The organism is Nocardia fodinahabitans (genome assembly GCF_052983615.1).
Genome location: NZ_JBRJJC010000001.1, coordinates 992,711 through 1,018,214 on the forward strand (window position 1 = coordinate 992,711; position 25,504 = coordinate 1,018,214).

The 25,504-nt window shown below is 69.6% G+C and carries 26 protein-coding genes; 8 read left to right on the forward strand and 18 right to left on the reverse strand.

Annotation, left to right across the window (positions count from 1 at the left end; translation table 11 throughout):
* Nucleotides 1-54 precede the first annotated feature (54 nt).
* Nucleotides 55-558: a hypothetical protein gene (locus tag NV348_RS04765; RefSeq protein WP_447145885.1), complete on the reverse strand. Its 504-nt coding sequence runs from the start codon at nucleotides 556-558 to the stop codon at nucleotides 55-57.
* 140 nt (nucleotides 559-698) lie between these two features.
* Here NV348_RS04765 and NV348_RS04770 point away from each other — a divergent pair.
* From NV348_RS04770 to NV348_RS04780, 3 genes are all read left to right on the forward strand, one after another.
* Nucleotides 699-1,498, forward strand: a protein-coding gene (locus NV348_RS04770; RefSeq protein WP_447145886.1) for an IS5 family transposase whose coding sequence is annotated in 2 segments (ribosomal slippage) — nucleotides 699-1,029 and nucleotides 1,029-1,498 — 801 coding nt in all. Because the reading frame shifts where the segments join, the coding sequence is not laid out codon by codon here.
* Nucleotides 1,499-1,841: 343 nt separating this feature from the next.
* Complete coding sequence (locus tag NV348_RS04775; RefSeq protein WP_447145887.1) at nucleotides 1,842-2,690, forward strand: helix-turn-helix transcriptional regulator; 849 nt, start codon at nucleotides 1,842-1,844, stop codon at nucleotides 2,688-2,690.
* A 91-nt stretch (nucleotides 2,691-2,781) separates the two neighbouring features.
* A complete protein-coding gene (locus NV348_RS04780; RefSeq protein ID WP_447145888.1) occupies nucleotides 2,782-3,546 on the forward strand; it encodes an SDR family oxidoreductase in 765 nt (254 codons plus the stop codon).
* Nucleotides 3,547-3,564: 18 nt separating this feature from the next.
* Here NV348_RS04780 and NV348_RS04785 read toward each other — a convergent pair whose 3' ends face one another.
* The 6 genes from NV348_RS04785 to NV348_RS04810 form a co-directional block, all read right to left on the reverse strand.
* Nucleotides 3,565-4,362 carry an ABC transporter permease gene (locus NV348_RS04785; protein ID WP_447145889.1) on the reverse strand — a complete coding sequence of 266 codons (798 nt, stop codon included), beginning with the start codon at nucleotides 4,360-4,362 and terminating at the stop codon, nucleotides 3,565-3,567.
* A gap of 2 nt (nucleotides 4,363-4,364) precedes the next feature.
* Complete coding sequence (locus NV348_RS04790; RefSeq protein ID WP_447145890.1) at nucleotides 4,365-5,258, reverse strand: 2-aminoethylphosphonate ABC transporter permease subunit; 894 nt, start codon at nucleotides 5,256-5,258, stop codon at nucleotides 4,365-4,367.
* A gap of 73 nt (nucleotides 5,259-5,331) precedes the next feature.
* The gene (locus tag NV348_RS04795; RefSeq protein ID WP_447145891.1) at nucleotides 5,332-6,534 is read right to left on the reverse strand and encodes an ABC transporter ATP-binding protein; all 1,203 of its coding nucleotides are present in this window, start codon (nucleotides 6,532-6,534) and stop codon (nucleotides 5,332-5,334) included.
* 28 nt (nucleotides 6,535-6,562) lie between these two features.
* A complete protein-coding gene (locus tag NV348_RS04800) occupies nucleotides 6,563-7,609 on the reverse strand; it encodes a 2-aminoethylphosphonate ABC transporter substrate-binding protein (RefSeq protein WP_447145892.1) in 1,047 nt (348 codons plus the stop codon).
* 87 nt (nucleotides 7,610-7,696) lie between these two features.
* Nucleotides 7,697-8,380 carry a phosphonatase-like hydrolase gene (locus tag NV348_RS04805; RefSeq protein ID WP_447145893.1) on the reverse strand — a complete coding sequence of 228 codons (684 nt, stop codon included), beginning with the start codon at nucleotides 8,378-8,380 and terminating at the stop codon, nucleotides 7,697-7,699.
* A gap of 8 nt (nucleotides 8,381-8,388) precedes the next feature.
* Nucleotides 8,389-9,516 (reverse strand): TIGR03364 family FAD-dependent oxidoreductase, encoded by a 1,128-nt coding sequence (locus NV348_RS04810; RefSeq protein ID WP_447145894.1) that lies wholly within the window; start codon nucleotides 9,514-9,516, stop codon nucleotides 8,389-8,391.
* A gap of 96 nt (nucleotides 9,517-9,612) precedes the next feature.
* On the opposite strand from NV348_RS04810, the gene NV348_RS04815 reads away from it, so the two are divergent.
* Complete coding sequence (locus NV348_RS04815; RefSeq protein WP_447145895.1) at nucleotides 9,613-10,335, forward strand: GntR family transcriptional regulator; 723 nt, start codon at nucleotides 9,613-9,615, stop codon at nucleotides 10,333-10,335.
* 5 nt (nucleotides 10,336-10,340) lie between these two features.
* On the opposite strand, the gene NV348_RS04820 is transcribed toward NV348_RS04815, so the two are convergent.
* A complete protein-coding gene (locus NV348_RS04820; protein WP_447150940.1) occupies nucleotides 10,341-10,700 on the reverse strand; it encodes a DUF4254 domain-containing protein in 360 nt (119 codons plus the stop codon).
* A gap of 427 nt (nucleotides 10,701-11,127) precedes the next feature.
* Here NV348_RS04820 and NV348_RS04825 point away from each other — a divergent pair, with 427 nt between their 5' ends.
* Nucleotides 11,128-11,991, forward strand: a complete 864-nt coding sequence (locus NV348_RS04825) for a helix-turn-helix domain-containing protein (protein ID WP_447145896.1) — start codon at nucleotides 11,128-11,130, stop codon at nucleotides 11,989-11,991.
* Here the strand turns inward: NV348_RS04825 and NV348_RS04830 are convergent.
* The 4 genes from NV348_RS04830 to NV348_RS04845 all read right to left on the reverse strand — a co-directional run bounded on the left by NV348_RS04830 (nucleotide 11,985) and on the right by NV348_RS04845 (nucleotide 16,258).
* Complete coding sequence (locus NV348_RS04830; RefSeq protein WP_447145897.1) at nucleotides 11,985-12,791, reverse strand: ABC transporter permease; 807 nt, start codon at nucleotides 12,789-12,791, stop codon at nucleotides 11,985-11,987. The genes NV348_RS04825 and NV348_RS04830 overlap by 7 nt on opposite strands.
* Nucleotides 12,788-13,675: an ABC transporter permease gene (locus tag NV348_RS04835; protein ID WP_447145898.1), complete on the reverse strand. Its 888-nt coding sequence runs from the start codon at nucleotides 13,673-13,675 to the stop codon at nucleotides 12,788-12,790. The genes NV348_RS04830 and NV348_RS04835 overlap by 4 nt, the downstream gene beginning before the upstream one ends.
* Nucleotides 13,669-14,586, reverse strand: coding sequence for a thioesterase domain-containing protein (locus NV348_RS04840; protein WP_447145899.1), 918 nt, complete (start codon nucleotides 14,584-14,586; stop codon nucleotides 13,669-13,671). Before NV348_RS04840 ends, NV348_RS04835 begins: the two co-directional genes overlap by 7 nt.
* 325 nt (nucleotides 14,587-14,911) lie before the next feature.
* Nucleotides 14,912-16,258 carry a TIGR03118 family protein gene (locus NV348_RS04845; RefSeq protein WP_447145900.1) on the reverse strand — a complete coding sequence of 449 codons (1,347 nt, stop codon included), beginning with the start codon at nucleotides 16,256-16,258 and terminating at the stop codon, nucleotides 14,912-14,914.
* A gap of 113 nt (nucleotides 16,259-16,371) precedes the next feature.
* Here NV348_RS04845 and NV348_RS04850 point away from each other — a divergent pair, with 113 nt between their 5' ends.
* A complete protein-coding gene (locus tag NV348_RS04850; protein WP_447145901.1) occupies nucleotides 16,372-16,869 on the forward strand; it encodes a peroxynitrite isomerase in 498 nt (165 codons plus the stop codon).
* A 267-nt stretch (nucleotides 16,870-17,136) separates the two neighbouring features.
* Nucleotides 17,137-17,373, forward strand: a complete 237-nt coding sequence (locus NV348_RS04855; protein ID WP_447145902.1) for a hypothetical protein — start codon at nucleotides 17,137-17,139, stop codon at nucleotides 17,371-17,373.
* Here NV348_RS04855 and NV348_RS04860 read toward each other — a convergent pair.
* The 5 genes from NV348_RS04860 to dxr all read right to left on the reverse strand — a co-directional run bounded on the left by NV348_RS04860 (nucleotide 17,367) and on the right by dxr (nucleotide 24,101).
* Nucleotides 17,367-19,145, reverse strand: coding sequence for a penicillin-binding transpeptidase domain-containing protein (locus tag NV348_RS04860; protein ID WP_447145903.1), 1,779 nt, complete (start codon nucleotides 19,143-19,145; stop codon nucleotides 17,367-17,369). The genes NV348_RS04855 and NV348_RS04860 overlap by 7 nt on opposite strands.
* 77 nt (nucleotides 19,146-19,222) lie before the next feature.
* A complete protein-coding gene (locus NV348_RS04865; RefSeq protein ID WP_447145904.1) occupies nucleotides 19,223-20,086 on the reverse strand; it encodes a GNAT family N-acetyltransferase in 864 nt (287 codons plus the stop codon).
* A gap of 76 nt (nucleotides 20,087-20,162) precedes the next feature.
* Entirely contained in the window at nucleotides 20,163-21,317 is a 1,155-nt protein-coding gene (gene ispG / locus NV348_RS04870) for a flavodoxin-dependent (E)-4-hydroxy-3-methylbut-2-enyl-diphosphate synthase (RefSeq protein ID WP_218718486.1), read from the reverse strand.
* A gap of 252 nt (nucleotides 21,318-21,569) precedes the next feature.
* Nucleotides 21,570-22,769, reverse strand: a complete 1,200-nt coding sequence (locus tag NV348_RS04875) for a M50 family metallopeptidase (protein WP_447145905.1) — start codon at nucleotides 22,767-22,769, stop codon at nucleotides 21,570-21,572.
* A 150-nt stretch (nucleotides 22,770-22,919) separates the two neighbouring features.
* Nucleotides 22,920-24,101: a 1-deoxy-D-xylulose-5-phosphate reductoisomerase gene (dxr, locus tag NV348_RS04880; RefSeq protein ID WP_447145906.1), complete on the reverse strand. Its 1,182-nt coding sequence runs from the start codon at nucleotides 24,099-24,101 to the stop codon at nucleotides 22,920-22,922.
* 95 nt (nucleotides 24,102-24,196) lie between these two features.
* Between dxr and NV348_RS04885 the strand changes: the two genes are divergently transcribed.
* Entirely contained in the window at nucleotides 24,197-24,466 is a 270-nt protein-coding gene (locus tag NV348_RS04885; protein ID WP_447145907.1) for a DUF2631 domain-containing protein, read from the forward strand.
* A 72-nt stretch (nucleotides 24,467-24,538) separates the two neighbouring features.
* On the opposite strand, the gene NV348_RS04890 is transcribed toward NV348_RS04885, so the two are convergent.
* Nucleotides 24,539-25,504 (reverse strand): LysR family transcriptional regulator, encoded by a 966-nt coding sequence (locus NV348_RS04890; RefSeq protein ID WP_447145908.1) that lies wholly within the window; start codon nucleotides 25,502-25,504, stop codon nucleotides 24,539-24,541.

Genomic DNA, 25,504 nt, shown 5'->3' on the forward strand with positions numbered 1-25,504 from the left:
GTGGGCCGCAACCAACGGTGCCGTTCGCCTGGCGGGACAGCGGCAAACAACTGGCTACGCAACGGGGGTCAGGTCCGCAATTGCGTCGAGCCTGCGGCCCTCGTTAGGCATCGAGAGGCCGATCCACAGCCCGAACAGACCGCGCCGTTTGTAGCGCATCCGGCGGGACACTTGCACACTCGGAGTCACCGCCGGAACCCCCAGAACCTCGGCAATTCTCCGGTCAGCCTGGTAGACTATTCGTCGCGTCCAAGCCAGCATATGCACCAGATACATGCTGAGGTAGAAACCTACGAACAGCGCGATGGCGACTTCAGCCCACAGCCGCGCAGGGACATCCAAGACAGTCGTGACAAAGCCTGCCAGGGCTATCGAGGCGACACTTCCGATCGATGCGATGCACAGCAGCTTCGGCGTGCCGGATTCGATCAGGTCGGCTAGTACGACAGCCTGGGCCAACTCGCTGTCCTGCTCAGGCGCAGTCAGGTTGCCGAATGCCGGGGTGATGGCGATGTACGGGCGGTAGACAGCAGTTCTTGTCCAAATCCCTTCGGGCAAAAGACTTTCCGACAGCTTCCCGCGCTTTACGCGAGGAGAACGTACCCCGAGTGTCAGGGCCAGCTCTTGGGCGCGCTTGGAGCTCCTAACAGGTTCGGCTCGGTAGCGGTGAGACACCTTGTGGTGCACGATGTTTCGCTGTGGCAGCACCGTGGATCGTGGAGGACGAGTTGTGGGCGGTTATCGAACCGCTACTACCAGCGAAACCGGCGGGAACACCGGGCCCGGCCCAGCACGATCCGAGGCTGGTGTTCCAGGGAATCTTGTTCGTGCTGTTCACCGGGATCGGGTGGGAAGACCTGCCCCAGGAACTGGGGTTCGGGTCCGGGATGACGTGTTGGCGCAGGTTGCGGGACTGGCAGGCCGCCGGGGTGTTCGAGGCGATGCACCAAGCGGCCCTCGACCGCAGCAACACTGCCGGGTTGATCGACTTCGACCGGGTCATGATCGACGGCTCGCACGTGCGGGCCAAAAGGGGGGCGCAGCGACCGGGCCGAGCCCGGTAGACCGTGCCAAGACCGGCTCCAAACACCACCTGTTGACCTGCGGAAACGGGTTCCCGCTCGTCGTCGAGCTCTCCGCGGCCAACCTCAACGACCACCTGATGCTCGCGCCCGTGCTCGACCAGGTTCGACCCCTCCGCGGACGGCCGGGGTCACCACGGCGCCGGATCAAGACCCTCATCGGCGACAAGGGCTACGACTACCCCAGCGTGTACGCCGAGCTGCGGAAACGCGGGATCACCGGCTACATTCCTCGCCGCGGAACCCGTGACAAGGTCACCGCCGGTCGGTGGATCGTGGAGCAGACCTTCGCCCTGCTCCACCAGTACCGGCGCCTGGCCGTCCGATGGGAACGTCGGACCGACATTCACTACGGATTCCTCAATCTTGGTGCGGCACTGATCTGTTGGCGACGACTCAGCAACCGAACCCGATAGGGGCTCTTGGCGTGCGCATCTAGATTCACCCGCATATGTTCAATGAATAGCAACCAAAACCGCGCCCAAACATCCGAGTATCACATCATGGACGTGCGGCTATCACCGCTTCCGGAGCACGTCGTGGATCGGCTGGCGTTGGCTACCGATCGATTCCGTGACTTGGGTTACCTTCGGGGCCTGGGTAGTGGGTGTTCTCGCCGTTGTTGTCCACGAAAGTGGTGTGGTCGGTGTGGCTGCTGGACACGGAGACCTCCATGGCCTTGGTTATTGCAGCGCCGGGTGATCACGCCTCCGCCGCACCAGGTCGCCGAAGTTCTGGCGGCGCGGTTAGCGTGGAGGGATGGCCAGTGCTGCGTCCGTCCACCGTCGTGAGCAACTCCGTGACTTCCTGCGGTCGCGGCGGGAGCGGGTCGGGCCCGCGGACGTCGGTCTGCACGCGGCGGGTCGTCGGCGGACCCCGGGGTTGCGGCGTGAAGAGGTCGCGATGCTGGCGGGGGTGGGGGTGTCCTGGTACACGTGGCTCGAGCAAGGGCGCGACATCACGGTGTCGGGTGAGGTGCTCGACGCGGTGGCGGGGGTCTTGCGGTTGAGTGCGCCGGAGCGGGCGCATCTGTACCTGCTCGCCGGGCTCAATCCGCCACCGCCGAATGCCACGGCGGGGACCGAGGTGACCGTCGAGATCCGGCAGCTGATCGACGGCTGGGAACGCGGGCCCGCGGTGGTGCGTGATCGGTACTGGAACATCCTGGCGTTCAACACTCTCGCCGGGCGGGTGTTCGGCTGTGATGACGGCGAACCACACAACTGCCTGGTCACCTTCTTCACCAGTCCGCGCTATCGCGGGCTGCCCGAGCTGTGGGACGCGGCGGCGCCGGGGGTCGTCGCGGCCTATCGCGCCGATGCGGCCCTGGCCCCGCACGATGACGAATTCCACCGGGTGGCACGCGAACTCGCCGTCGCCGAACCCGACTTCGCGCGGCTGTGGGAGCGGCACGAGGTCGATCTGCCCGCCCAGGCGGTCAACGCCCTGCGTCATCCCGAGGTCGGCGAGTTGTCCTTCGACGCGACCACACTCACCGTCGCCGACCAGCCGAATTGGTCTGTCGTGCTCTACAACCCGAAGCCGGGCACCGACACCGTGGAACGCCTCGCCCGCCTGCCGCGCTTGCGATTGACCGAGTCCGCCTGACCCGCGGCCGCGCGGCACCGGAGACTGGTGGTGCCGCACCCCGGATAACTGCGCACTGCCTAACCGGCACGTCGACGGTCACGCTGAATCCATGACGCACAACAGCTCTCGATTCGACGGCAAGACGGCACTGATCACCGGTGGCACCAGTGGCATGGGTCTGGCCACCGCACACCGGCTGATCGCCGAAGGGGCCGAGGTAGTGGTGACCGGGCGTGACAAGGGCCGGCTGCACGCGGCGGTGGCCGAGCTCGGAGCGCAGGCACACGGCATCGCGGGTGACGTCACCGATCTCGGCGCCCTGGACACCCTGGCGGCCGCCGTCGCCGATCGCTTCGGCTGGCTCGACGTGGTGTTCGTCAATGCGGGCATCGGCTCGTTCCAGCCGATCGAGCAGGTCACCGGCGCCCTGTTCGACGACGTGATCGCCGCCAACGTCAAGGCCGCGTTCTTCACCATCCAGAAGGTCCTGCCCCTGCTGCCCGAGCACGCCGCGATCGTCATCAACGCCTCGTTCGGCCTGCACCGCGGCGTCCCCGGCGCGGCGCTGTATTCGGCGAGCAAGGCCGCCGTCCACAACCTGACCCGCACGCTCGCCGCCGAATTGGCACCGCGCCGCATCCGCGTGAACTCGGTGAGTCCCGGCTATATCGACACCCCGGCCTTCCGCGCCGAACTCTCCGACGCCGCCCAGGCCGGTGTCGCGGGCCTGTCCCCCGCCGGTCGCGTCGGCACCGCCCACGAGGTCGCCGCCGCCGTCGCCTTCCTGGCCTCCGCCGACGCCGCCTACGTCAACGGCCACGACCTCCGCGTCGACGGCGGCCTCACCGCCGTCGACGCCGCCGCCCTCCTGTGAACAACGCGGGCAGACGGATCAGCGCAGCGCGGCGCGTCCCCGCACCCGGCCGAGGACGACCAGCACCACCAGCGTCACCACCACGAGAACGGTAGTTCCGGCCGCCGCGTCGAACACCTCGCCGCGGTCGGTCTGGGCGAAGATGCTGACGGGCAACGTCTTCCAGGTGGCCGGGTACACCATGATCGTCGCGCCAAGTTCACCCATGGACAGGGCGACTGCCAAACCTGCCGCCGCGCCGAGGGCGGGCAGCAGCAGCGGCAGGGTGATCTGGCACAGCACGCGCACCGGGCCCGCGCCGAGGGATTCGGCGGCCTGCCGGTATGCCGGGTCGAGCCGGTCCAGCGCGGCGGACACCGCGCTGAACGCGTATGCCAGGACCAGCACAGTGTGCGCCACGATGACGATCCACTTGGTCCCGCCCAGCAGCAGCGGACGTTCGTTGAAGGCGATGAGCACGCCGAGGCCGACGGCGACCGAGGGCACCGCGACCGGCAGGTGGAACACCGCGTCGGTCACCCGGCGCAACCAGGTGGGCGCTTCCCGCGAGGCCAGCGCGGCCCAGGTGCCGAGGACCAGCGAGATCGCCCCGGCCAGCAGGGCGGTCTGCAGGCTCACCGACAGGCTGGCGGCCTGCTCACCGCTGAGCGCGTTGCCGATATTGGCCAAGCCCAGGTCCGAGGGCAGCGGACCGGTCCAGCTGCCCGCCAGGGCGGCGGCGACCACGGTGGCGATCGGGGCGACGAAGACCACCCCGACCACCAGCCCGAACACACCGAGCACCAGGACCTTTCCCCGAGTCGTCCAGACGAGCACGATCAATCCCCCTTCGGGCGGGCGGTGAACCGGGCGAAGACGAACCGGTAGGTCAGGTACAGGGTGAGCGAGAGCAGCACCTGCACCGAGGCCAGCACGGCGGCACCGGGCAGATCGAAGGTGACGATGCCGCGCGTGTAGATCAGCGCGGGCAGCGTGATCACGCCCTTCGCGCCGGTGAAGAGCACGATGCCGAACTCGTTGAGCGTCAGCAGCAGCACGAGACTGCCGCCCGCCGCGAGCGCGGGCCACGCCTCGGGCAGGACCACCTGCCGCAGCACCCGCCACGGCGAGGCACCGAGACTCGCGGCCACATCGAGCTGTTCGCGCGGCAGCTGCGCGAACGCGGCCAGCACCGGACGCACCACGAACGGGGTGAAATAGGTGATCTCGGCCAGGATCACGCCGAGCGGGGTGGTGAGGAAATCTACGACCGGCTGGGTCGCGCCGGTCAGTTCGGCCAGCAGCGCGTTCACCGCGCCCGCCGTGCCGTAGAGGAAGGTGAACGCGAGGGTGATCAGGAACGAGGGCAGGGTCAAGATCGTGTCGATGAGCCTGCCGACCACGCCCGATCCGGGAAACGGCACGAACGCGAGCACGATCGCCAGGAACGTCCCGAGGACCAGGCAGCCCGCGGTCGCGCACACCGCGATGGACACGGTGCGCCACAACGCTTCCCGGAACGACTCCGAGCCGAGGACCGAGGTCCACACCTCGGTGCCGCGCCCGGTCGGGGTCTGCGTCGACTCGGTGAGCACCCGCAGGATCGGGTAACCCGCGATGCCGAGTACGACCAGCACCGGCGGCAAGGTCCACAGGATCGGCAACCAGGAGCGCTGCCGGACACCGGGTACCGGATCGTTCGTGACGGGCGGATCGAGGACCGGCGCACTCATCGCGGCACCTCCGCATCACCGCGCCGCGGGGCGCCGGAACCCGTGCGGCGGAACGGGCCGCAGCAGACAGCGATCATGACGCGCCGCCCTGCTCCGCGGATTCGGGTGCCGCTGCGACGACCGCGTTGGGGATCAGTACCCCGGCCGGGTCGGGCAGACGCACTCCGACCACGGCACCGACCTCGGCGGTGAAATGGCCCGGCACATCGACGGCGAGTTCCCCGGGCAGCCCGTCGACCGCCAGCTCGACCCGGGTCGACGCACCGCGCCACACCGAGGTCAGCACGCTGGCACGCAAAGCGTCTCGTTCGCCGGTCTTGCCGAGCGTGATGGTGTGCGGCCGCAGACACAGCAGCGCATCGTCGTCCGGCGCCCAGTCCGCCAGCCCGACACCGGGCTGCGGTGCCTGCGCGCGCAGCGTGGCGGTGCCCGCGGTGACCAGCGCCGCCGTGCCGGTGACGTGCTTGACGGTGCACGGCACCAGGTTCGCGCCACCGAGGAAGGCGGCGGTGAAGTCGGAGGGCGGTCGCTGCCAGAGGTTCTCGGCGGTGTCGATGTCGACCAGCCGGGAGTCGCGCATCACCGCGATCCGGTCGGCCAGCGCCAGCGCCTCGGCCTGATCGTGGGTGACATAGAGCATCGCGGTGTCGGGCAGGGCTTTGCGCAGTTCCTGCAGTTCGCCGAGCATGGCGTGGCGCAGTTGCGCGTCGAGCGCGGCCAGCGGCTCGTCGAGCAGCAGCACCGCGGGCCGGATGGCCAGCGCGCGGGCGATCGCCACCCGCTGCTGCTGGCCACCGGACAGCTCGCGGGGCAGCCGCTGGGCGTAGCCGGCCATGCCGACCATCTCCAGCGCCTCGGTGACCCGCGCGCCGATCTCGGCCCGCGGCACCCGATGCGACTTCAGCCCGAAGGCGACATTGCTGTGCACGCTCATGTGCGGGAACAGCGCGTAGGACTGGACGACGACACCGATCCCACGCTTGGCGGGCGAGAGATCGGTGACGTCACGCCCGGCCAGCCGGACCGCGCCCGAGGTGGGCCGGACGAAACCGGCCAGCGCCTTGAGCGCGGTCGACTTGCCCGATCCACTCGGGCCGAGGAGCGCGACGGTCTCGCCGACGGCGACGCGCAGGGTGAAATCGGCCAGCGCGACCGTGGCCTTGCGGCCCCTGCCGTAGCTGACCCCGACCCGGTCGAACACGATCGCCGGTTCGTTCGTCGCCGTCCCGGTGCGGGCGGCGGTAGCGGACTTCATGCTGAGGTCACCGTCGGACATCGTCTACTCCCTTACAGCACAGCCGGATTCAGCTGCCGGTTGCCTTCTGGTACGCCGCGACATCGGCGTCCAGCTCGGTGAGGACCTTGTCCCAGTCGACCGCGACCACCTCGACGCCGGTCAGCGCGGCGGCCGGACCACCGTCGGCGGGGGCAGGCACATCGGTGCGCGGGGATACCGCGAAGGCCTCGGGGCCGAGCTTGCTCTGCGCGTCGGTGGCGAGCAGGAAGCTCATCAGCTTCGTGGCGTCGTCCTTGTGCGGCGCGCCCTTGGCCAGGCCCATCATGTACGGCACCGGCACGGTGGAGCGCTTGCCCGCGGCGGCGGGGAAGAAGACGGTGAACTTGGAGCCCTTCTCCTTCACCGTGGTCAGGTTCATCTGCACGTCACCGTTGGCGATCAGCAGCTCACCCTTGTCGACCTTGGCCTGCAGTTTGCCCGTCGAGGAGGACGGACCGACATTGTTGGCCTGCAGCGCGGCCAGGTAGTCCAGCGCGGCCTGCTTGCCGCGCAGCTGCTGCAGCAGCACCAGCACGGCGGTGCCGTCACCGGCCTGGCCGGGGGTGGAGTACTGCAGCTTGCCCTTGAACTCCGGCTTCAGCAGGTCCTCCCAGGTCAGCGCGGAGGCGTCGACCGAGGGGTTGGCGATGAAGCACAGGTAGTTGTTGGCCAGGGTCACGTAGGTGCCCTCGGCGTCCTTGTCGGTGGCCGGGATCGCGGCGGTGTCGATGCCGCTGGGCTGCAGCAGCCCGGACTTCTTGGCCTTCTGGATGAACGGCGGCAGGGTGACGACCACGTCGGCCTGCGGGTTGGACTGTTCCTTGTCGACGCGGTTCACGACCTCGCCGGAACCCGCCTCGACCAGGTTGACCGCGATGCCGGTCTGCGCGGTGAACTCCGCGAACCGGTTCTTGTACCAGCCGCCGACTCCGTCGGCGGAGTAGACGGTGACGGTCTTGCCGTCCGTGGATTCGGTGCCGGTGCCGCCGCAGGCCGCGGTGAACGCGACGGCGGTGACGCCGGCCAGCAGCAGCGCGACCTTGGACAGGCGGCGCGCGGTGAGGGAAGTACGCACGATTACAGCAACTTTCGTCTCGGTGTCGAGGGGAATCGCAGGGATGGTGAGTAGGAGGGACACACCGCGACGGCTGCCGCGGCGGAGTCAGGAGGCCAGCACCAGCGCGTGGAACTCGGCGACCGAGGCGAGGACATGGGTGGCGCCCGCGGCGCGCAGCTGGTCGGCGGTGTGCGCGCCGGTGAGGGTGCCCGCGACGATGCCCGCGCCCGCCGCGAGGCCGGTCGCGATGTCGCTGGTGGTGTCGCCGAGCACCGCGATCCGGTCGACCGCGTCGACGCCGAGCCGCAGCGCCGCGGTGAGGACCATGTCCGGATACGGGCGGCCACGGCCCGCGTCCGAGGGCGCCAGCGTGAGGTCGGCCAGGTCCGCCCAGCCGAGGGCGGCCAGCAGCTTGTCCTGGGTGCCACGGCTGAATCCGGTGGTCAGGGCGACGCGCACGCCCGCCTCTCGCAACGCGGTGATCGCCTCGACCGCACCGGGAATCGGCGCGATGTCGGTCTCGTCGACCAGCGCGTCGTAGGCGGACTCGAACGCGAGGTTGGCGGCCTGGGCCGCGTCCTCGTCGCCGAGCAGCGCGCGGAACACCTCGATCTTGGACTGTCCCATGGTGTCGACGACGTAGTGGCGGGCCTGCTCGCGACGCGGGCCCGTCTGCTCGATCCCGGCGGCGGTGGCGGCGGCCTCGAAGGCGCGCAGGACCAAGCCCGCGTCGGCGACGGTGGTGCCCGCCATGTCGAGTACGGCGAGCTGAATCGTGGTGTCGCGCATGGTTGTCCTCACAGTCCGATCCGGTCGGCGGTCTGCTCGCCGATGGCGGGGCCCAGGGTCATGCCGCGGCCGCCGGGGCCGGTGACGACCCAGACGTTCGTGTCGGCCTGGACCCGGGTGACGATGGCGTCGGGATCGACGCTCTGGCTGTAGACGCCGGCCCAGCGGCGCACGATCCGGGGCAGCTTGCGGCCGAGCAGTTCCTCGGTGACCTCGGTGAGGTGGTCGTAGGGTGCCTCGTCGACATCGAAGGCGAACGGCTCGGCGTACTCGTGGGTGTCGCCGATGGTCAGGCCGCCGTGCAGGCGCTGCACGCACAGCAGCTGCATCTTGTGCTCGGCGGCCGTGGCGGTCTGCGACTGTTCGAGCGCCAGCGAATCCACCTGCGCGCCGGCGAATCCCGGGTAGTAGCGGAAGCTGTCGCCGTCGGCGATGGCGGTGGTGAGCGGTTCGTCCAGCGGCGCGGTCTGCATCATCTGCAACCGCACCCGGCGCACCGGCAGCTCGCCGGCGAGTTCGCGGGTGAGCCCGGAATGGGCGGCGCCGGGGCAGTGCACGACCAGGTCGGCCTCGTGGCGGCGGCCGTGATCGTCGATGACGACGGCGCCGGATCCGGTGTCGAGCACCGAGCGGGCCTCGGTGCCCTCGTGGAAGGTGTAGCGACCGCTGCCCGCCATATGGGCGCGCAGCGCGGGCAGCGCCTGCCGCGATTCCACCGCGGCGTCGGTCGAGCAGTGCAGTCCGGCAAGATATTTGCCGCGCAGCGCCGGGTTGAGCGCGCGCACCTCGTCGGGGTCGAGCAGGGCGAAGCCGCGCGCCTGCGCGGTGGGGCCCGCGGCCGCCGCCTCGGCGACGGCGAGCTCGGCGGGCGTGCGCACCAGTGTGATCGAACCCGCCGGGCGGAAGCCGACGCCGGCCACCCGGCCGCCGATCTCCTCCCACAGTTCCCGCGAGCGCAGGGTCAGGTCCAGCTCCCCCGCCGCCCGGCCGGACACCCAGACCAGGCCGAAGTTGCGGACCGTCGCGCCGCGGGCTTCCCGTTCGCGTTCGAGCTGCACGACCTCGTGGCCTCGGGCGATCGCCGCCCAGGCGTGTGCGGTGCCGAGTATCCCTCCACCGATGATGACCAATCGCATGCCAGTGATGGTGGCAAATGGTCTAGACCGATAGGTGTTGGCCGTGAGAACGGGAAGTTAAATTTTGGTATAGACCAATCCAGTACGCTGGCGGGCATGGAAACACCGCACCCGACGCGCGTTCCGAAGGTGTTCCTGGTTCGCACCGAAATCGACGCCATCCTGGCCGATCTCGACGAAGGCGACCCGGTACCGTCCGAACGCGACCTCGCCACCCGGTTCGGCGTCGCCCGCGAGACGGTGCGCCAGGCACTGCGAGAACTGCTGGTGGAAGGCAGGATTCGGCGCCGGGGGCGCGGCACGGTGGTCTCGCGCCCCAAGCTGACCCAGCCGCTGTCGCTGCGCTCCTACACCGAGGGCGCGATCAGCCTCGGCCGCGCCCCCGGCCGCATCCTGGTCACCTGGGAGGACGTCGCCGCCGACGCGGCGACCGCCACCGACCTGGACCTGGAGCCGGGCGCGACGGTGATGCACCTGGAACGTGTGCTGCTCGCCGACGGTGAACGCATCGGCCTGGAGAGCACCTACCTGCCGCTGCACCGCTTCGGCGGCCTGCGCGGCAGCTATGACCCGACCACGTCGCTGTACGCCGCGATCCGCGCGACCGGCATCGAACTCGCCGGTGCGCGGGAACGCATCGAAACCGTCCTGGCAGCGCCCAGAGAAGCGGGCCTGCTCGAATGCACCACGGCCTTGCCGATGTTGCTGTTGCATCGACGCAGCGTGGATGCCGACGGCGCACCCATCGAACGGGTGCGCTCGCTGTACCGGGGTGATCGCGTCGCCTTCGAGGCGAGGCTGTCACCCGAGCACGAGTAGCCCGGTTACTGCTCGGGCAGCCTTCGCCGTCCGCCCGCCACATCGGTGACCAGGTCGGTGTAGCCGTCGACGAGTTCGGCGAGGTGATACCAGTGCTTGTGCGTGCTGTCGCTGCGCGCGCCGTCGAGATCGATGGCCTGGTTCGCGTCGACCCAGCTGCGCGCCATCCGGTCGACCACCGCACCGAGGCTCTCGGTGTGCAGTGACGCGCCGTGGCGGTGCAACGGGATCTCCTGGACGATCCAGTCGTTGATGTCGTCGACGAGTTCGCTGCGACGGCAATCGATTTCGGCGATCAGTGCGGCGTCGCGCACCTGCGCCCGCCGTTCGTGCAGTTCAGCGAGTGCGTGCGCCGACCGCAACAATTCTCGATCCTGAAAACGCCTGCCCTGGAATGCGCACAACAATTGCGGCGCAGTCGGCAGTACCCCCATCACCGGCGCGCTCATCGCGACGCCCCGAATTCACCCGACACCCAAGATTTGTGTACCAACATGATTGGCTCTCGATTCGGTTATCCCGGTCTTCTGTTCGGATTGCTCGCAACCAGGCTAACTGGATCATGCTCGCTCACACTGCGAAACGCAAGATTGCGTTGTCACCCTTGCGGTAAAGCCTCCCTGACAGAACCGATGGTCACATCCGCACGGCGGCACCGGTTTACGGCGTGTCTGCACGCCCGTCGACCTCAGGCTATGCGCCGGAAGCATCGTTGTGGGCCGATCGCGTGACATCGGGGCCGCACAGCGCAATAATGCGATTCACGAAGCGCGCCACAGGCGAAGGGGAACCATGGCAGGCAAGCGCACGACACTGACCGTCCGGCTACGCCGGCTCGCCGCCATGTTGCGCGAGTTGCGCGAAACCGCGGGTCTCAGCAAGGAAGATGTCAGCGCTCGAACCGGTATCAACGTCACGACGCTGTATCGCATCGAAATGGCACAGGCCCGCCCGCAGCGCCGCACCCTCGGCGCGATGCTCGACCTGTATCAGGTCAACGAGAAGACGCGGGAAGAAGCGCTCAGCCTGCTCTCCGACGCGCTGAAACCCGGTATGTCGCACGCCTACGAAGGCGCGGTGTCCGACGTCTACGCCACCTACATCAACTTCGAGGCGGAAGCGCTGTCGGCCCGCCAGTACCAGACCTCGACCGTGCCCGGCCTGCTGCAGACCTACGAGTACGCCGCCGCCGTCATCGACACCTCCATGCCGCGCCTCGACGCGGCGACCATGGAGAGCCGAGCGAAGGCGAGGATGGACCGCGCGGTCAACCTGTCCAAGGACGATCCGCTCGAGCTGTGGGTCGTGATGGACGAGGCGGCCATCCGCCGTGTCGTCGGCGGGCCCGCGGTGATGGCCGGGCAGCTGGACCGGCTGATCACCGAGACCAAGCGCAAGAACGTGATCCTGCAGATCCTGCCGTTCGACGCGGGCGCGCACCCCGGCATGGCCGGTTCCTTCACCCTGCTCGATTTCCGCAACCCGGTCGACCCCGAACTGGTGTACGTGGAGAGCCTGGCGATCGACACCCTCGTCGAGGGCCATTCCGAGATCCGCCGGTTCGGCGTGATCTTCGACCAGCTGCGCGCGATGGCGCTGAGCCCGCGCGATTCGGCCCTGCTGCTCGCCGACGCGCGCGCCACGATCGCTCAGTAGCGGCTGGCCCGCCGGAACCCGATCGCGGCGGGCAGCGCGAACACCGCGATCGCGCCCAGCGACCAGGCCAGCGTCGCCAGCAGCGGACCGCGCACCGGTCCGCCCAGCGAGAGTCCGCGCATGGTGTCGATGGCCTGGGTCAGCGGGTTGTGCTCGACCAGCGGACGGGCCCAGCCGGGATACGCGCTGAGCGGGACGAAGCCGGTACTGAAGAACATCAGCAGCGACGAGCCCAGCGAGATGACCTCGACCAGCGCCGTTTTCGCGGTGTAAACCGCCAGCGCGGTCACCATGGTCGCGAAACCCAGACCGTAGATCAGCGGGATGGTGAACAGGGCGATCGCGGCGAGCGGCCCCTGGGTGAAACGGAAGCCGAGAACGACCCCGACCGCGACGATCACCAGCGTGCCTGCCGTGATGCGCGCACACTCGGCGGCGACCCGGGCCAGCAGGCCGGAGGCCCGATGTACCGGCAGCACCCAGAACCTGGCGAGCAGGCCTTCGTTGCGTTCCCGGCCCAGCGTCACCGCCCCTGCCAGCGATCCCGACATCACCCCGACCAGCGAGAGCATCGGGACCGAGCCGTAGAGCGCGTCGGCGTCGGCGAAGGCCGAGATCTGCGTGCCGAGGACCGAATTCAGCATCACCAGCAGGAGCGCGGGGAACACCAGGGCCTGCATCACCGTCAGCGGGTCGCGGTACCAGCGCATCAGCAGGCGCTTGGTCTGGATCATGGTCTGCGGCACCAGCATCCGCGGCGACTCGGTGCGGCGGGTGACCGTGGGCATGGTGGTGGTCATCCGCGCCGCCGGACCGCGCGCCACCACGCCAGCGCGCCGCACACCACGAGCGTGCCGGCCGCCCAGGCGAGGCCGGGACCGACCGTCGCGAGATCGACCGCGCCCGCGTTGCCGGTGGAATCGCCTGCCAGTGCCCGCAATCCGTCGACGAACCGGGAGACGGGCTGATGGCGCGCGTAGCCCTGGATCCAGCCGGGGAACTGGCTCGCCGGGGCGAAACCGGTGGAGACCATGCCCAGGATCAGCTGGGGCAGCACCAGGATCTGGGTGGTGGCCTCCGGACTCGTCGACACACTGCCGAGCAGGTCGGCGGCGCAGCACAACGCGGTCGCGATGAGCAGCGCGAACCCGAGGAACCCCACGGTGTGCCACCAGCCGCCGTGGAAGCGGAAGCCGATGAGTGAGCCACACAGCACGGCCGCGGTCACCGCGACCACCGACCGCTGGGCGGCGGCGCTCATCCTGGCCGCCAGTGGCACCCAGCGCGGCATCGGCAGGGTCGCGAAACGCAGGTCGAGGCCGTCGCGGGCGTCGGTGGCCGAGCGGAAGGCCGCGGCGATGGCGCAGAACGAGACCGCCTGCATGATGATCATCGGCATCAGGAACTGCGCGTAGCTGCTCGATCCGTGGCCGTACTCGCTCATCACCAGGTTCAGCGGCACGTAGAAGCCGAGGGTGAACACCGCGGGCGCGAGGATCGCGGTCAGGATCTCCCCGGTCCGCCAGGACGGCCGGATCAGGCGCAGCGACAGCACCCACCACTGGGTGTACGCCGAGATCGGTGGCCGGTCCGGGCGCACGATCACCGGGTCGGCCGACATCCGCACCGCCCCATCATGAGTGATCCCGTCGGCGGTCGCCGGGAATCCGGGCGCGGTCAGCATGCCGTGCGCGCAGCCGCGGCGGCCGTCGCGAGGACGCGGGCGAGCTCGGGTAGCAGGTCGGGGGCGGTCAGCTCGTCCGGAGAGGCGTCGAGCACGAAGCCGGTCACCGTGCCCTCGACGTAGCGGCGCCAGTTCCGTACCACGGCTTCGGGATTCGGCCGGGCGGTGCCGTCGGGCTCGCGGCCCGCGACGCCGACGATCAGGTCACCGGTCAGCACCGAGGGGTGATGGCCCGCCACCATCCTGGCCGCCGCGTCGGCCGCGCCGGCCAGGCGATCCAGATCGGCGCCGGTCAGTTCGACGGTGCCCGCCAGCGCCCGGACGAGGACCGCGGCGGTCTCCTCGGCCGACAGGCCGGCGGTGTCGGCCTCGACACCGAGCAGCGGGCCGAACCGGTACACGAACTCCCCGGCCGTAGGCCGTGGTGGCGGGACGGCCCCGCACACTTCGGGGTCGGCGTGGAGCACGACGACATCGACGTGTTCCCCGGCCGCACGCAGCAGCACCGCGATCTCGTGGGCGACGAAACCGCCGGCGGACCAGCCGAGCAGCTGATACGGGCCGTGCGGGGCGATCCCCCGGATCTCGGCGACGGCGCGGGTGGCGGATTCGCGGACGGTGCGCGGCGCCGCGGAAGTGACCGGCGCCTGCATCCCGTAGACGGGGACGCGCGGATCCAGGTGGGCGAGCAGGCCCGCGTAGCGCCAGGCCAGGCCCGCCTCGCCGGCCAGGCAGAACAGTGGGGCGCCGTCGACGTGCGGGCCGAGTGGACGGATCGGCACCATCGGCGCGAGGGCCGACGCCCCGGCACGCCGGTCGTCGAAGGTGGACACCGCCGGACACGATTCGGGTTCGTCCGGCGCCCAGGCGCAGCCCGGCCGGGTGCCGGAGGGATCGGCGGGAGAGCTCACAACAAATGATACGTCGTACGAAATCGTCTCCGGCCCACTATTTTCGGGGGCATTCACCGACCGCTGCCGACCGTGCATCGTGGCACCTCACTCGCTCACCGGACGACAGGGGCGTCGCACCCTCCACTGTCGCGCGGGACGCGCCGCCGCCGATACCGCCCCTGCGGCGCGGTCGCCTCCACCCAGGGGGCACGCAATCGCCCCCGAGGGTGGCCGGGTCGGCCACCGCCCGATCATCCGCGTCCACGGTCGCACCACGAGCCATGAACGGCACCGATCGCCTACCGGACGCTCGCGGTGTCCGGTAGGCGATCAGGCGACAGATCTACTGCACGCGCAGGCTGCCGAAGAGGCCGTCCTTCTCGTCCTCGGGGCCCGCGGTGAAGTACAGGGCGTTGGCGTCGCCCAGGCTCTCGCCGTTGCCGAACATCAGGGCCCACAGCCCGGCGATCTCGACCGGCTTCGCGTCGCCGTCGCGCAGGTAGTCGACGAAGGTGCCGGTGGTGTCGTCGTAGGCCAGCACGCGGCCGAGGCCACCGAAGTTGCCGATCAGCAGCTTGCCCGAGAGCGCGCCGAAGTTCGACGGCGCGATCGCCACGCCCCAGGGCGCGTTGAGCCTGCCGCCGTCGTCGACGATCCGCACGAGCTTGCCCGCGGCGTCGAACTCGGCGACCTTGCCCTTGTCGGGCTTGCCGTTGGCGTCCTTGTCCGCCTCGGCGTCGAGCGAGTCCTCCTCGGCCTTGTCGAAGGCCTTGGGATCCTTCTCGTCCGGCTGGGTGATGGCGTAGGACACGAACACCCGGCTGCCGAGGGTGGTGATGTTGAACGGGGCGGGGTCGCCCGGCTTGGCCTTCTTGCCCTTCTCGGGGGTGGCCGGGTCGATCACGTCGCCGGTGGCGAAGGGGTTGGCGAAGCCGGTGGTCGCCACCGGCTGCCAGAACTTGTCGAAGGTGCGGACCTGCGGGTCGGTGCCGAAGTCGGCGGCGAGCAGCTTGTCACCGGACGGCGACAGCGCGATCCCGAAGAACGCCATGCCCTGCGCCGAACCGTCGAACACCAGGTTCGCGCCGCCGTCACGGCGCACGATCGCGCCGTCGGGGGCCTGCTCGGTCCAGGCCGAGATCTTGCCGGAGTCGGTGGCGAAGATGAACCGCGACGAGCCGCCGAGCGGAATCGGCGTGCCGTCGACATCCACCCACTGGTCGCGCACGGCGAACAGGTCGGAGGTGATCGGGGCCGGATTGAACACGACACCGGTGGTCTTGCCGACACTCTTGTCCGAGGTGTCGGCGTCGGCGCCGGGCACACCGACGAGCTTGAGCTGGTCCTGGAACAGCTTCTGCAGCTTCGGATCCGAGGACGCGTGCACATCACCGACGAACTGGTAGGACTTACCGCCCGCGCCGACCCAGAAGTGCCCGCCCGAGCCCTTGGGGCGATCGGCCACGCCCCAGGCATTGACCATGTCGGGGAATGTGAACTGGGCGCGATAGGAGTCCTTGTTCGCGGCCAGGTTCGTCTGGCTGTACCGGTTCCCGTCGAGCGCGGCCACATCGTCGCCGGCCTGCTCGGAGCTCGAGCACGCGGCCGCCAGTAGCAGGGCCGCACCGAGAACCACACCGCGCACCAGCCCGGACCGCACCCCGCGGGTACCCCTCACATGTCCGTTCACGTTCTATCCTTTCGACCTCCGCCGGACGGCGTTCAGGCGAGGCTGACCTTAGCCTGACCGGAGCCCGGGCGTGCCGTGACCGTCGACGCAGGGGCAGGTCTAAGCTTTCGGCCGTGGTCGAACCCTCCGCCCCCGTCGCCCCTCATCCCGCTATCGCCGCCCTGGCCCCGCTGCTCGGCAGCTGGCGCGGACGCGGCCACGGCGAATACCCGACCATCGAATCGTTCGACTACCTCGAGGAGATCACCTTCGGGCATCTCGGCAGGCCGTTCCTCACCTACCAGCAGCGGACGAAGGCCGCCGACGACGGCAGGCCGCTGCACGCCGAGACCGGTTACCTGCGCTGCCCCGCGCCCGGCCGGGTCGAGCTGGTGCTCGCCCACCCCACCGGCATCACCGAGATCTGCGAGGGCACGATCACCGAAACCGTCGACGGAATCCGCCTCGAATTGAACTCGACGAATATCGGGCTGAGCAGTTCGGCGAAACCGGTTACCGCGCTCGGACGTTCATTCCACGTCACCGGGGACACGATCGACTACACGTTGCGAATGGCCGCCGTCGGCGAATCCCTGCAGCACCACCTGGCTGCGACTCTGCAACGTACGTAACGTTCTCCGAATTCGGTAATTTACCTCACTCGGGCCGCTGAACTGCGGATTTCTTCGATCGATACCGCACATTCACCTTTTCATCACGGTCGCGTACCGGTTGTGTTCGAACACGCCCGCACATAACGCAACAATTGTGTGTCGCTTGCCGCCGTCGGCTGTTACCCCCGCGGCGGTCGTTCTACGGTTCAAGCATCAGCTAACCAACAGACAATCGAAAGGCCGCCCGGGAAAGCACGTCGAAACCCTGAACGAGGGAGACGAACCATGAGGCGTTCCACCCTGATCTTGACCACTGCCGGGATGATCCTGGGCGGCGCAGCCGCCATCGACCTCCTCGACGGCGCGGGCACCCACGCCGCGCCCGAACCCGCCGGGTACAACATCGTGCACAACACGGCGACAGCCCATTCCGACAGCAGTTCGCTCGCGGTGGTGCGGGGCCTGCTGGCGACCGAGAACGCCGACGGACCCGGCCACACCGCTTCGGCGCCCGTTCAGTAGCCCGCCGGCAGCGCCGCGAACATATCCCGGGTGACAGCGACCGCATTGTCGGAGCTGCCACCCTTGACCAGCAGCGTCGCGAACGCCATGTCCCCGCGGTAGCCGACGAACCACGAATGCGATCCGCCGTCGACCTCGGCTTCGCCGGTCTTGCCGTACACCTCGCCCTGATCCCTGATCCGTTCGGCGGTGCCACCCGTGACGACCATGCGCATCATCGTGCGTAGGCCGTCGACCACGCGCGGGTCGATCGCGGGCCGGTCACCGTCGATGCGGGTCGGCCTGCCCGCGATCAGATACGGCACCGGCGCCGAGCCCTGGGCGACCGTCGCCGCCATCACGGCCATCCCGAACGGGCTCACCACGACCCGGCCCTGCCCGATGCCGTCCTCGGCGCGCTGGACGAGTCCCTCGGCCGGCGGCACCGAGCCCGACATCGTCGGCAGACCTTCCACCGTGTAGTCCTGGCCGATGCCGAGCCGGGCCGCGGCCTCGGTGAGCGCGGTGCCGTCCAGCCTGCTGGCCAGCCGGGCGAAGGTGGTGTTGCACGAGCGCTCGTAGGCGGTGGCCATCGATACGTCGCCGACGGAGAACAGTTCGTAGTTGGGGATGGTGCGTTCGCCGATGGTGGTGTGGCTCGGGCACGGCAGCACGGTTTCCGGGGTCGCCAGGCCCGCCGCCATCGCGGCCGAGGCGGTCACCGTCTTGAAGATCGAGCCCGGCGGATACTGACCGCTGGTGGCGACCGGGCCGTCCCGATCGGCGGCCTTGTTCTGGGCCACGGCCAGGATCGCCCCGGTCGACGGGCGCAGCACCACCATCATCGTCTGCTCGGTGCGCAGGTCCACCGCGTGCTGCGCGGAGTTCTGCACGAACCGGTCGATGCTCAGCGCGAACGAGGGCGCGGGCTGGGCCGCGACCTCGTGCAGCACATCGAGGTCGGCGCCGTTGGCGTTGCGGGTGACCACGCTCCAGCCCGCCTTGCCGTCGACCTCGGCGATCACCGTCTTGCGGACCTGGGTGAGCAGATCGGGCGCGAACTTGCGATCGGTGGGCACCATGTCCCACTCCTGTGTCAGGGTGACACCGGGCAGGCCGATCAGTTCGCCGCCGATGGTGTCGGCCTCGTACTCGGTCAGCAGGATCACCGTGTAGGGCCCGGCGGACCTACGGGCCGCGGCCAGGATCGACTGCGGGGTGTAGGCGACCGGATCGATCCGGCTCAGCGCCGCGGCCAGCGCTCCCGCGACCCGGTCCGGCTCGGTGGCCGCGCCGATGTCGAAGCGCACCCGCGACACCTTGCCCGGCACCAGCACATCGCTGCCCGCCGACTCGTTGACCCGTGCGCGCGGGGCCTGCGCGGTGCGTAGTTCCAGCGACTGGGTGTCGCCGAGCTTCGGATGGATGTCGGCCGAGGTCCAGCGCACCAGCCAGCGACCACCGGTGCGGCCCATCTGCAACTCGCCGGTGTAGGTCCACTGGCGGCCTTTGGGCAGGGTCCAGGCGTAGGTGTAGTCGACCGTGGCCGTGTCACCGCTGACGCGCGCGTCGCCGGTGCGGATCTCGAGCTTCTCGGCCTGCAGCGCCTGCCATGCCGAAGTCAGTGCGGCCGTTGCCTTCTCGGGTGCGGTGGTCAGCTCGGCGGCCGCGGCGAGATCGTGGTCGGCGAACGCCTCGGCGAAGGCGTCGGCGGCGGGTACCGGTCCCTGCGGGCCGGCGGAGCAGGCGGTGGCCGCCACCGCGAGGGCGGCCACCGCGAACGTGGTTACCATCCGTGTCCTCATCGGCACCGATGGTAGCGGCGACCGGGCAGCAAACCCCGGATGACGGCGCCGTACACGCCCGGAATTCAGTCGACGAGCACGGTGGCGAAGGTCGCGATCTGGCGGAAACCCACTCGGCTGTAAGCACGTCGGGCGATCCGGTTGTAGTCGTTGACGTACAGACTGGCCGTACGTCCGGTCGCGACAACGGCATTCGCGACCGTCGCGGTGCCCGCGGTGCCGACGCCCGCGCCACGGAAGTCCGGATGCACCCACACGCCCTGGATCTGCCCGGTGCGCCGCGACAGCGCGCCGATCTCGGCCTTGTAGACGACCTCGCCATCTTCGAAACGTGCCCAGGCCCTGCCGGATTCGATCAGGCTCTGGATCCGCCGCCGGTAGCCACGACCACCGTCGCCCGCGCGCGGGTCGACGCCGACCTCTTCGATGAACATGGCGATCGCGGCGGTCAGGTAGCGGTCGATCTCGTCCGGTCGCACCCGGCGCACGCCCGCGTCGGCTCGCGCCAGCGCGGGCGCGGCGAGCGCGAGTAACGGCTGATCGGCGCGAAGATCCCTGGCCGGGCCCCACTTGGGCAACAGCAGCTCCCACAGCGGGAGCGCGAGCTCCTGCCTGCCGACCACCGAGGAACACACCCGCGGCCAGCGCGCCGCCCGGTCCGCGAACGCACGCAGGGCCTGCTGGTCACCGCGCAGCGGCACCAGATTCGCACCGGAGAAACACAGGGAGTCCGCGGGCCCGCCCCGGCTCCACAGCTCGCCGAGCCCCGAGCGCGCGGCGAGCCCGAACTCCTGCACCCTGGCCGCGATCATGCACGAGGCCACCGGGTCGGAGTCGAGCACACGCAGCACCTCGCCCAGATCTCGCACGGACACCGGGCGCGCGGGAGGGGTTTTGGACCGTCGCGTCGGCTCCAGCAGACTCCGCACGGCACCAGCCTGCCACGAAAGCACGCGCAGTGGTACGGGTCCGCCGAATCCGACGTCCGACCGTGAGCGGCGGAGCTCAGCCGACGGTGACGACCGGCTCACCACCCGGCTGCTCGCCCATCTCCTCGGCAATGCGCATCGCCTCTTCGATCAGGGTTTCCACGATCTGCGCCTCCGGCACGGTCTTGATGACCTCGCCCTTGACGAAGATCTGGCCCTTGCCGTTGCCCGAGGCGACGCCGAGGTCGGCCTCCCGCGCCTCACCCGGCCCATTCACGACGCACCCCATCACGGCGACGCGCAGCGGCACCTCCAGGCCGTCGAGACCCGCGGCGACCGCGTCGGCGAGGGTGTAGACGTCGACCTGGGCGCGACCGCACGACGGGCACGACACGATCTCGAGCTTGCGCGGGCGCAGGTTCAGCGACTGCAGGATCTGGCCGCCGACCTTCACCTCCTCGGCGGGCGGGGCCGACAGCGAGACCCGGATCGTGTCACCGATCCCCTCGCTGAGCAGCGCGCCGAACGCCACCGCGGACTTGATCGTGCCCTGGAACGCCGGGCCCGCCTCGGTGACGCCCAGATGCAGCGGATAGTCGCTGCGCGCGGCCAGCTGCCGGTAGGCCTCCACCATGATCACCGGGTCGTTGTGCTTGACCGAGATCTTGATGTCGCCGAAGCCGTGGTCCTCGAACAGGCTGGCTTCCCACAGCGCCGACTCGACCAGCGCCTCCGGGGTGGCCTTGCCGTACTTCTCCAGCATCCGCTTGTCCAGCGAACCGGCGTTCACGCCGATGCGGATCGGGATGCCCGCGGCACCGGCGGCCTTGGCGACCTCGCCGACGCGACCGTCGAATTCCTTGATGTTGCCCGGGTTCACGCGGACCGCGGCGCAGCCGGCGTCGATCGCGGCGAAGATGTAGCGCGGCTGGAAGTGGATGTCGGCGATCACCGGGATCTGCGACTTCTTCGCGATCGTGGCGAGGGCGTCGGCGTCTTCCTGGCGCGGACACGCCACCCGGACGATGTCGCAGCCCGACGCGGTCAGCTCGGCGATCTGCTGCAGCGTCGCGTTGATGTCGTGAGTCTTGGTGGTGGTCATCGACTGCACGGAGATCGGCGAGTCGCTTCCCACGCCGACATTGCCCACCTTCAGCTGGCGGGTCTTGCGCCGGGGTGCGAGAACAGCAGCGGGGGCGGCGGGCATCCCCAATCCGATTGTGCTGGTCACCTTCGGCTGCCTTCTTTCCTACGTGTGTCGAGTCGACCAGGATGGTTGCTGCCGAGCTTAGTCGCGTCGGTGGACCCAGCGCCCTGTGAGGGGCACGACAGCAGGCGCCGGGCGACCTCGAGTCACCTCCAGCTGCGCCTACACGGTATCAAGGTGCTCGTTGCCCATTCGCCGACCGGGCAGCCGAGGCCGAGCCGGGTCCTCGATGCACACCGACACGCTAGGCCGCACTCCCCGGCGAACCGTAGACGGTCACGGACCGAGCGTGATCGGGTTGACGATGTCGGCGGCCAAGGTCAACAACATGAACGCACCGCCGATCACCACCGCGACATAGGTCACCGGGAGCAACTTCAGGTAGTCCACCGGACCGGCCGGCGCTTTGCCCCGCCAGGACCGGATGGTGTTGCGGATCTTCTCGTAGAGCACGACCGCGATATGCCCGCCGTCGAGCGGCAGCAATGGCAGCAGGTTGAACGCGCCCAGGAAGAAATTGAGGCTGGCCAGGACCAGGATGAACACACCCCACAGGCCACGCTCGGCGGTCTCGCCACCGATGCGGCTGGCGCCGTACACGCTGACCGGGGTCTCCGGATCGCGCTCGCCGCCGGTGACCGCTTCCCACAACGCCGTCACCTTCTGCGGCATCTTGGCCAGCGACTTCACCGTCTCGACGAAGAAGTCACCGGTGAACGAGATGGTCGCCGGGATCGCAGCGATCGGGCCGTACTGCTCGGGCTCGGCGAAGTCGGGGCCGACGCCGACCGCGCCCACCTCCCGGCTCGGGCCTTCCTTCGGGTAGCGCACGGTGCGCTCCGGCGTCACCGGCACGGTCAGCGTCTCGCCGTCACGTTCGATCGTGTAGGTGAAAGTGCCGGTCTGCTTCTGCGTCTCGGCCTGGAACTGCGCCCAGGTGGTCACCGACACGCCGTTGACCGCGGTCACCACGTCGCCGCGCTGCAGCCCGGCGCGCTGCGCGGGACCGTCACCGGCGCACGGCTGCATCGTCTGATCGGGATTCTGCTGCGCGACACAGCCCATCGAGCCCAGCGCGGTGGCCGGGGGCTGCTCGAGCTGCGGCAGGCCCCAGCCGACGGCCAGGATCACCAGCAGGATGAAGCCGAGCAGGAAGTTCATCGCGATGCCGCCGAACATCACCACCAGACGCTTCCAGGTCGACTGGCGATACATCGCCCGGTCGACCTCTTCGGGCTCCAGTTCGTCCAGCGCCGTCATCCCCGCGATATCGCAGAAGCCGCCCAGCGGCAGTGCCTTGAGGCCGTATTCGGTCTCACCGCGGCGGAACGAGAAGACCTTGGGCCCGAAACCGATGAAGTACCGGCGCACCTTCATGCCGGTGGCCTGCGCCGCCCACATGTGCCCGCATTCGTGCAGCGCGATCGAGATCGTGATACCGAGGGCGAACAGTGCGAACCCCAGCGCGAATACCATCTGGCCTCTTTCTCTGGCGGCTGGCGCCGCGGGTTTTCGGCCTCGTGACCTCGCGTCCGAGCAGCGATACTGCGCCTGCGGCGTTCCGTCTCGCTACTCGGACGCGAGGCGGCCGAAAACGTGGTGGTCAGTTCGTCGGGTCAGGTCCCGTCAGGACGCGACGATGGTGGCGGCGTACCGACGTGCCCAGCGGTCGGCCGCGAGGACGTCGTCCAGGGTATCGGGTTCCGCGTGCCAGCGATCGGCGGCCTCTACCGCCTGGGTGACGGTGCGCACGATCGCCGGGAAGGTGATCTTCCCGTCGAGGAAGGCCTGCACCGCGACCTCGTTGGCGGCGTTGTAGACGGCGGTGACGCTGCCGCCCGCCTCGCCGGCCTGCCTGGCCAGGCGCACGGCGGGGAAGACCACGTCGTCGACCGGTTCGAAGGTCCAGGTGGACGCGGTACCGAAGTCGCAGGCTGCCGCCGCGCCGGGAATTCGGTCGGGCCAGCCCAGAGCCAGGGCGATGGGCAGTTTCATATCCGGCGGGCTGGCCTGGGCGAGGGTCGAGCCGTCGGTGAAGGTGACCATCGAGTGCACGATCGACTGCGGGTGCACGGTGACATCGATGCGGTCGTAGGGCACCCCGAACAGCAGGTGGGTCTCGATCAGTTCGAGGCCCTTGTTCACCAGCGACGCCGAGTTCAGGGTGTTCATCTGGCCCATCGACCAGGTCGGATGGGTCTTGGCCTCGCTGGGGTTCACCGATTCGAGCATCTCGGCGGTCCAGCCGCGGAACGGGCCGCCGGAGGCGGTGAGGACCAGCCGCGCGACCTCCTCGGCCCGGCCACCGCGCAGGCACTGCGCGAGCGCGGAGTGCTCGGAGTCGACCGGCACGATCTGGCCGGGCGCGGCCGCGCGGGTCACCAGGGACCCACCGGCGACCAGCGACTCCTTGTTGGCCAGGGCGAGCCGGGTGCCCGCTGCCAGGGTGGCCAGGGTCGGACCGAGGCCCAGCGAGCCGACCAGAGCGTTGAGCACGACGTCGGCCTCGGTGCGGCGCACGAGTTCGGTCGCCGCGTCGGGACCGCCGAGCTCGAGGTCGAGCGCCTGGGCGGCGGCGGGGTCGGCCACGGCGACATTGCGGGTGCCGACGGCCGCCATCTGCTCGGCGAGCAGCGCGGGGCTACCGCCGCGCGCGGCGAGGCCGACCACCTCGAACCGGTCGGGGTTGGCGGCGATCACCTCGAGCGCCTGGGTACCGATCGAACCGGTACTGCCGAGGAGCAGCACCTTCACCCGATCGGTGGACGTGGACTGGCCGTGTGCGGCACGCGTTGCTGGGTGGGACACGGCCCCATTGTGGCAGGGCTGCTGGCTACGACGGACGGTCGTATGCCACGATATGCTCACTCGCCCAACCAGAACTCGAGCCCTAAGGAGCGATCGTGGCCGCCACGGACCTCGAATCAGTCAGCACCGAGCGCGCCGTCGCCACCAGCGTCGATCCCGCCGAGGTCCCCTCGGCCGCATGGGGCTGGAGCGGTGAGTCGCGCAAGACCTTCCGCATCGCGGCCTGGGTCGTCGTGGTGATCCTGCTCGGCATGACCATCGGCAACCACCAGGGCCACGTCGAGGACATCTTCCTCATCGGCCTGGCCGGCCTGATGGCGGCCATCCTGGTCGTCGACTCGATCACCCGGCGCCTCCCGAGGTAATCTCCGGCTCCTCGACGACACCGCCTGCGGCAGCGATCTTCTTGCGCCGCAGGCGTTTTCGTGTGTGCGGAGTCAGCGACCGCGCCGCGCGCCGGTCTTGCGACCCTTGCCCTGACGGGCGGGCTGCTGCTTGGCGGCCGGCTTCTTCGCGGTGGTCTTGCGAGCGGGCTTCGCGGCCGTCCGCCGCTCCGGCTCCGCCACGACCGCGCCGCGCGAGCTGTTCGCCGACCGGCCGCGCACGATCCCCACGAACTCCTCGAGCAGTTCGCTGTCGGTGCCCGTGGGCCAGGCCAGGGCGATCTCGGTGAACTCGGTGTCGCTGATCGGCCGGTAGACCAGATCGCGCCGGTGATGCAGCCGGGCGATCGACTGCGGCACGATCGTCGCGCCGCCCACCGCGGCGACCAGCGCGAGGGTATCGGCGGCCTGATCGAGATCGGCGCCGTCCTGCAGCAGTTCCTCGGCCAGGTCGGCCGGGGTGATCGTCGCCAGCAGCGAGAGCGCGTCGTCCTTCTGGACGACGGCGACCGGCGTCTCCTGCCACAGCGGGATCGCGTTCATCGCGGTCCGGTCGATCGGCAGCCGGACGAAGCACAGATCGATGCGGCCCTCGCGCAGCGCGCTCTCCTGCTCACCCTGGGCGACCCCGACGACCTCGAGCGGATGATCCGGCAGCCGGTCACCCCAGATCCGCGCCCACTTCGACACCGTGACACCGGGTACGAACCCGACCCGCAGGCTCGCGGGCGCTGCCGGCTTCTGCTCCCGCTCGGCCTGCTCCTGCGCGCTGATCAGCGCCCTGGCATGGTTCAGCAGCGCGGTGCCGTCGTCGGTCAGCTGGGTCGGCGACGCACCGGGGACGAACACCTTGGTGCCGAGCTCGTTCTCCAGCTCGATGACGGTGGCGCTGAGGCTCTGCCGGGAGATCCGCAGGCCCTTCGCGGCCCTGGCGAAGTGCAGTTCCTCGGCGACCGCGACGAAGCGACGCAGCCGGGCGAGGTCGATGGAGTCGGCGGCGGTGACATCGAAGTCGCTCAT

Bases quoted from the DNA above. Each gene is read 5' to 3' on its own strand.
- NV348_RS04775 (WP_447145887.1), top strand. From the start codon at position 1,842: ATGGCCAGTGCTGCGTCCGTCCACCGTCGTGAGCAACTCCGTGACTTC.
- NV348_RS04780 (WP_447145888.1), top strand. From the start codon at position 2,782: ATGACGCACAACAGCTCTCGATTCGACGGCAAGACGGCACTGATCACC.
- NV348_RS04790 (WP_447145890.1), bottom strand. From the start codon at position 5,258: ATGAGTGCGCCGGTCCTCGATCCGCCCGTCACGAACGATCCGGTACCC.
- NV348_RS04795 (WP_447145891.1), bottom strand. From the start codon at position 6,534: ATGTCCGACGGTGACCTCAGCATGAAGTCCGCTACCGCCGCCCGCACC.
- NV348_RS04805 (WP_447145893.1), bottom strand. From the start codon at position 8,380: ATGCGCGACACCACGATTCAGCTCGCCGTACTCGACATGGCGGGCACC.
- NV348_RS04810 (WP_447145894.1), bottom strand. From the start codon at position 9,516: ATGCGATTGGTCATCATCGGTGGAGGGATACTCGGCACCGCACACGCC.
- NV348_RS04815 (WP_447145895.1), top strand. From the start codon at position 9,613: ATGGAAACACCGCACCCGACGCGCGTTCCGAAGGTGTTCCTGGTTCGC.
- NV348_RS04825 (WP_447145896.1), top strand. From the start codon at position 11,128: ATGGCAGGCAAGCGCACGACACTGACCGTCCGGCTACGCCGGCTCGCC.
- NV348_RS04830 (WP_447145897.1), bottom strand. From the start codon at position 12,791: ATGACCACCACCATGCCCACGGTCACCCGCCGCACCGAGTCGCCGCGG.
- NV348_RS04835 (WP_447145898.1), bottom strand. From the start codon at position 13,675: ATGCTGACCGCGCCCGGATTCCCGGCGACCGCCGACGGGATCACTCAT.
- NV348_RS04855 (WP_447145902.1), top strand. From the start codon at position 17,137: ATGAGGCGTTCCACCCTGATCTTGACCACTGCCGGGATGATCCTGGGC.
- NV348_RS04860 (WP_447145903.1), bottom strand. From the start codon at position 19,145: ATGGTAACCACGTTCGCGGTGGCCGCCCTCGCGGTGGCGGCCACCGCC.
- NV348_RS04875 (WP_447145905.1), bottom strand. From the start codon at position 22,769: ATGGTATTCGCGCTGGGGTTCGCACTGTTCGCCCTCGGTATCACGATC.
- NV348_RS04890 (WP_447145908.1), bottom strand. From the start codon at position 25,504: ATGAGCGACTTCGATGTCACCGCCGCCGACTCCATCGACCTCGCCCGG.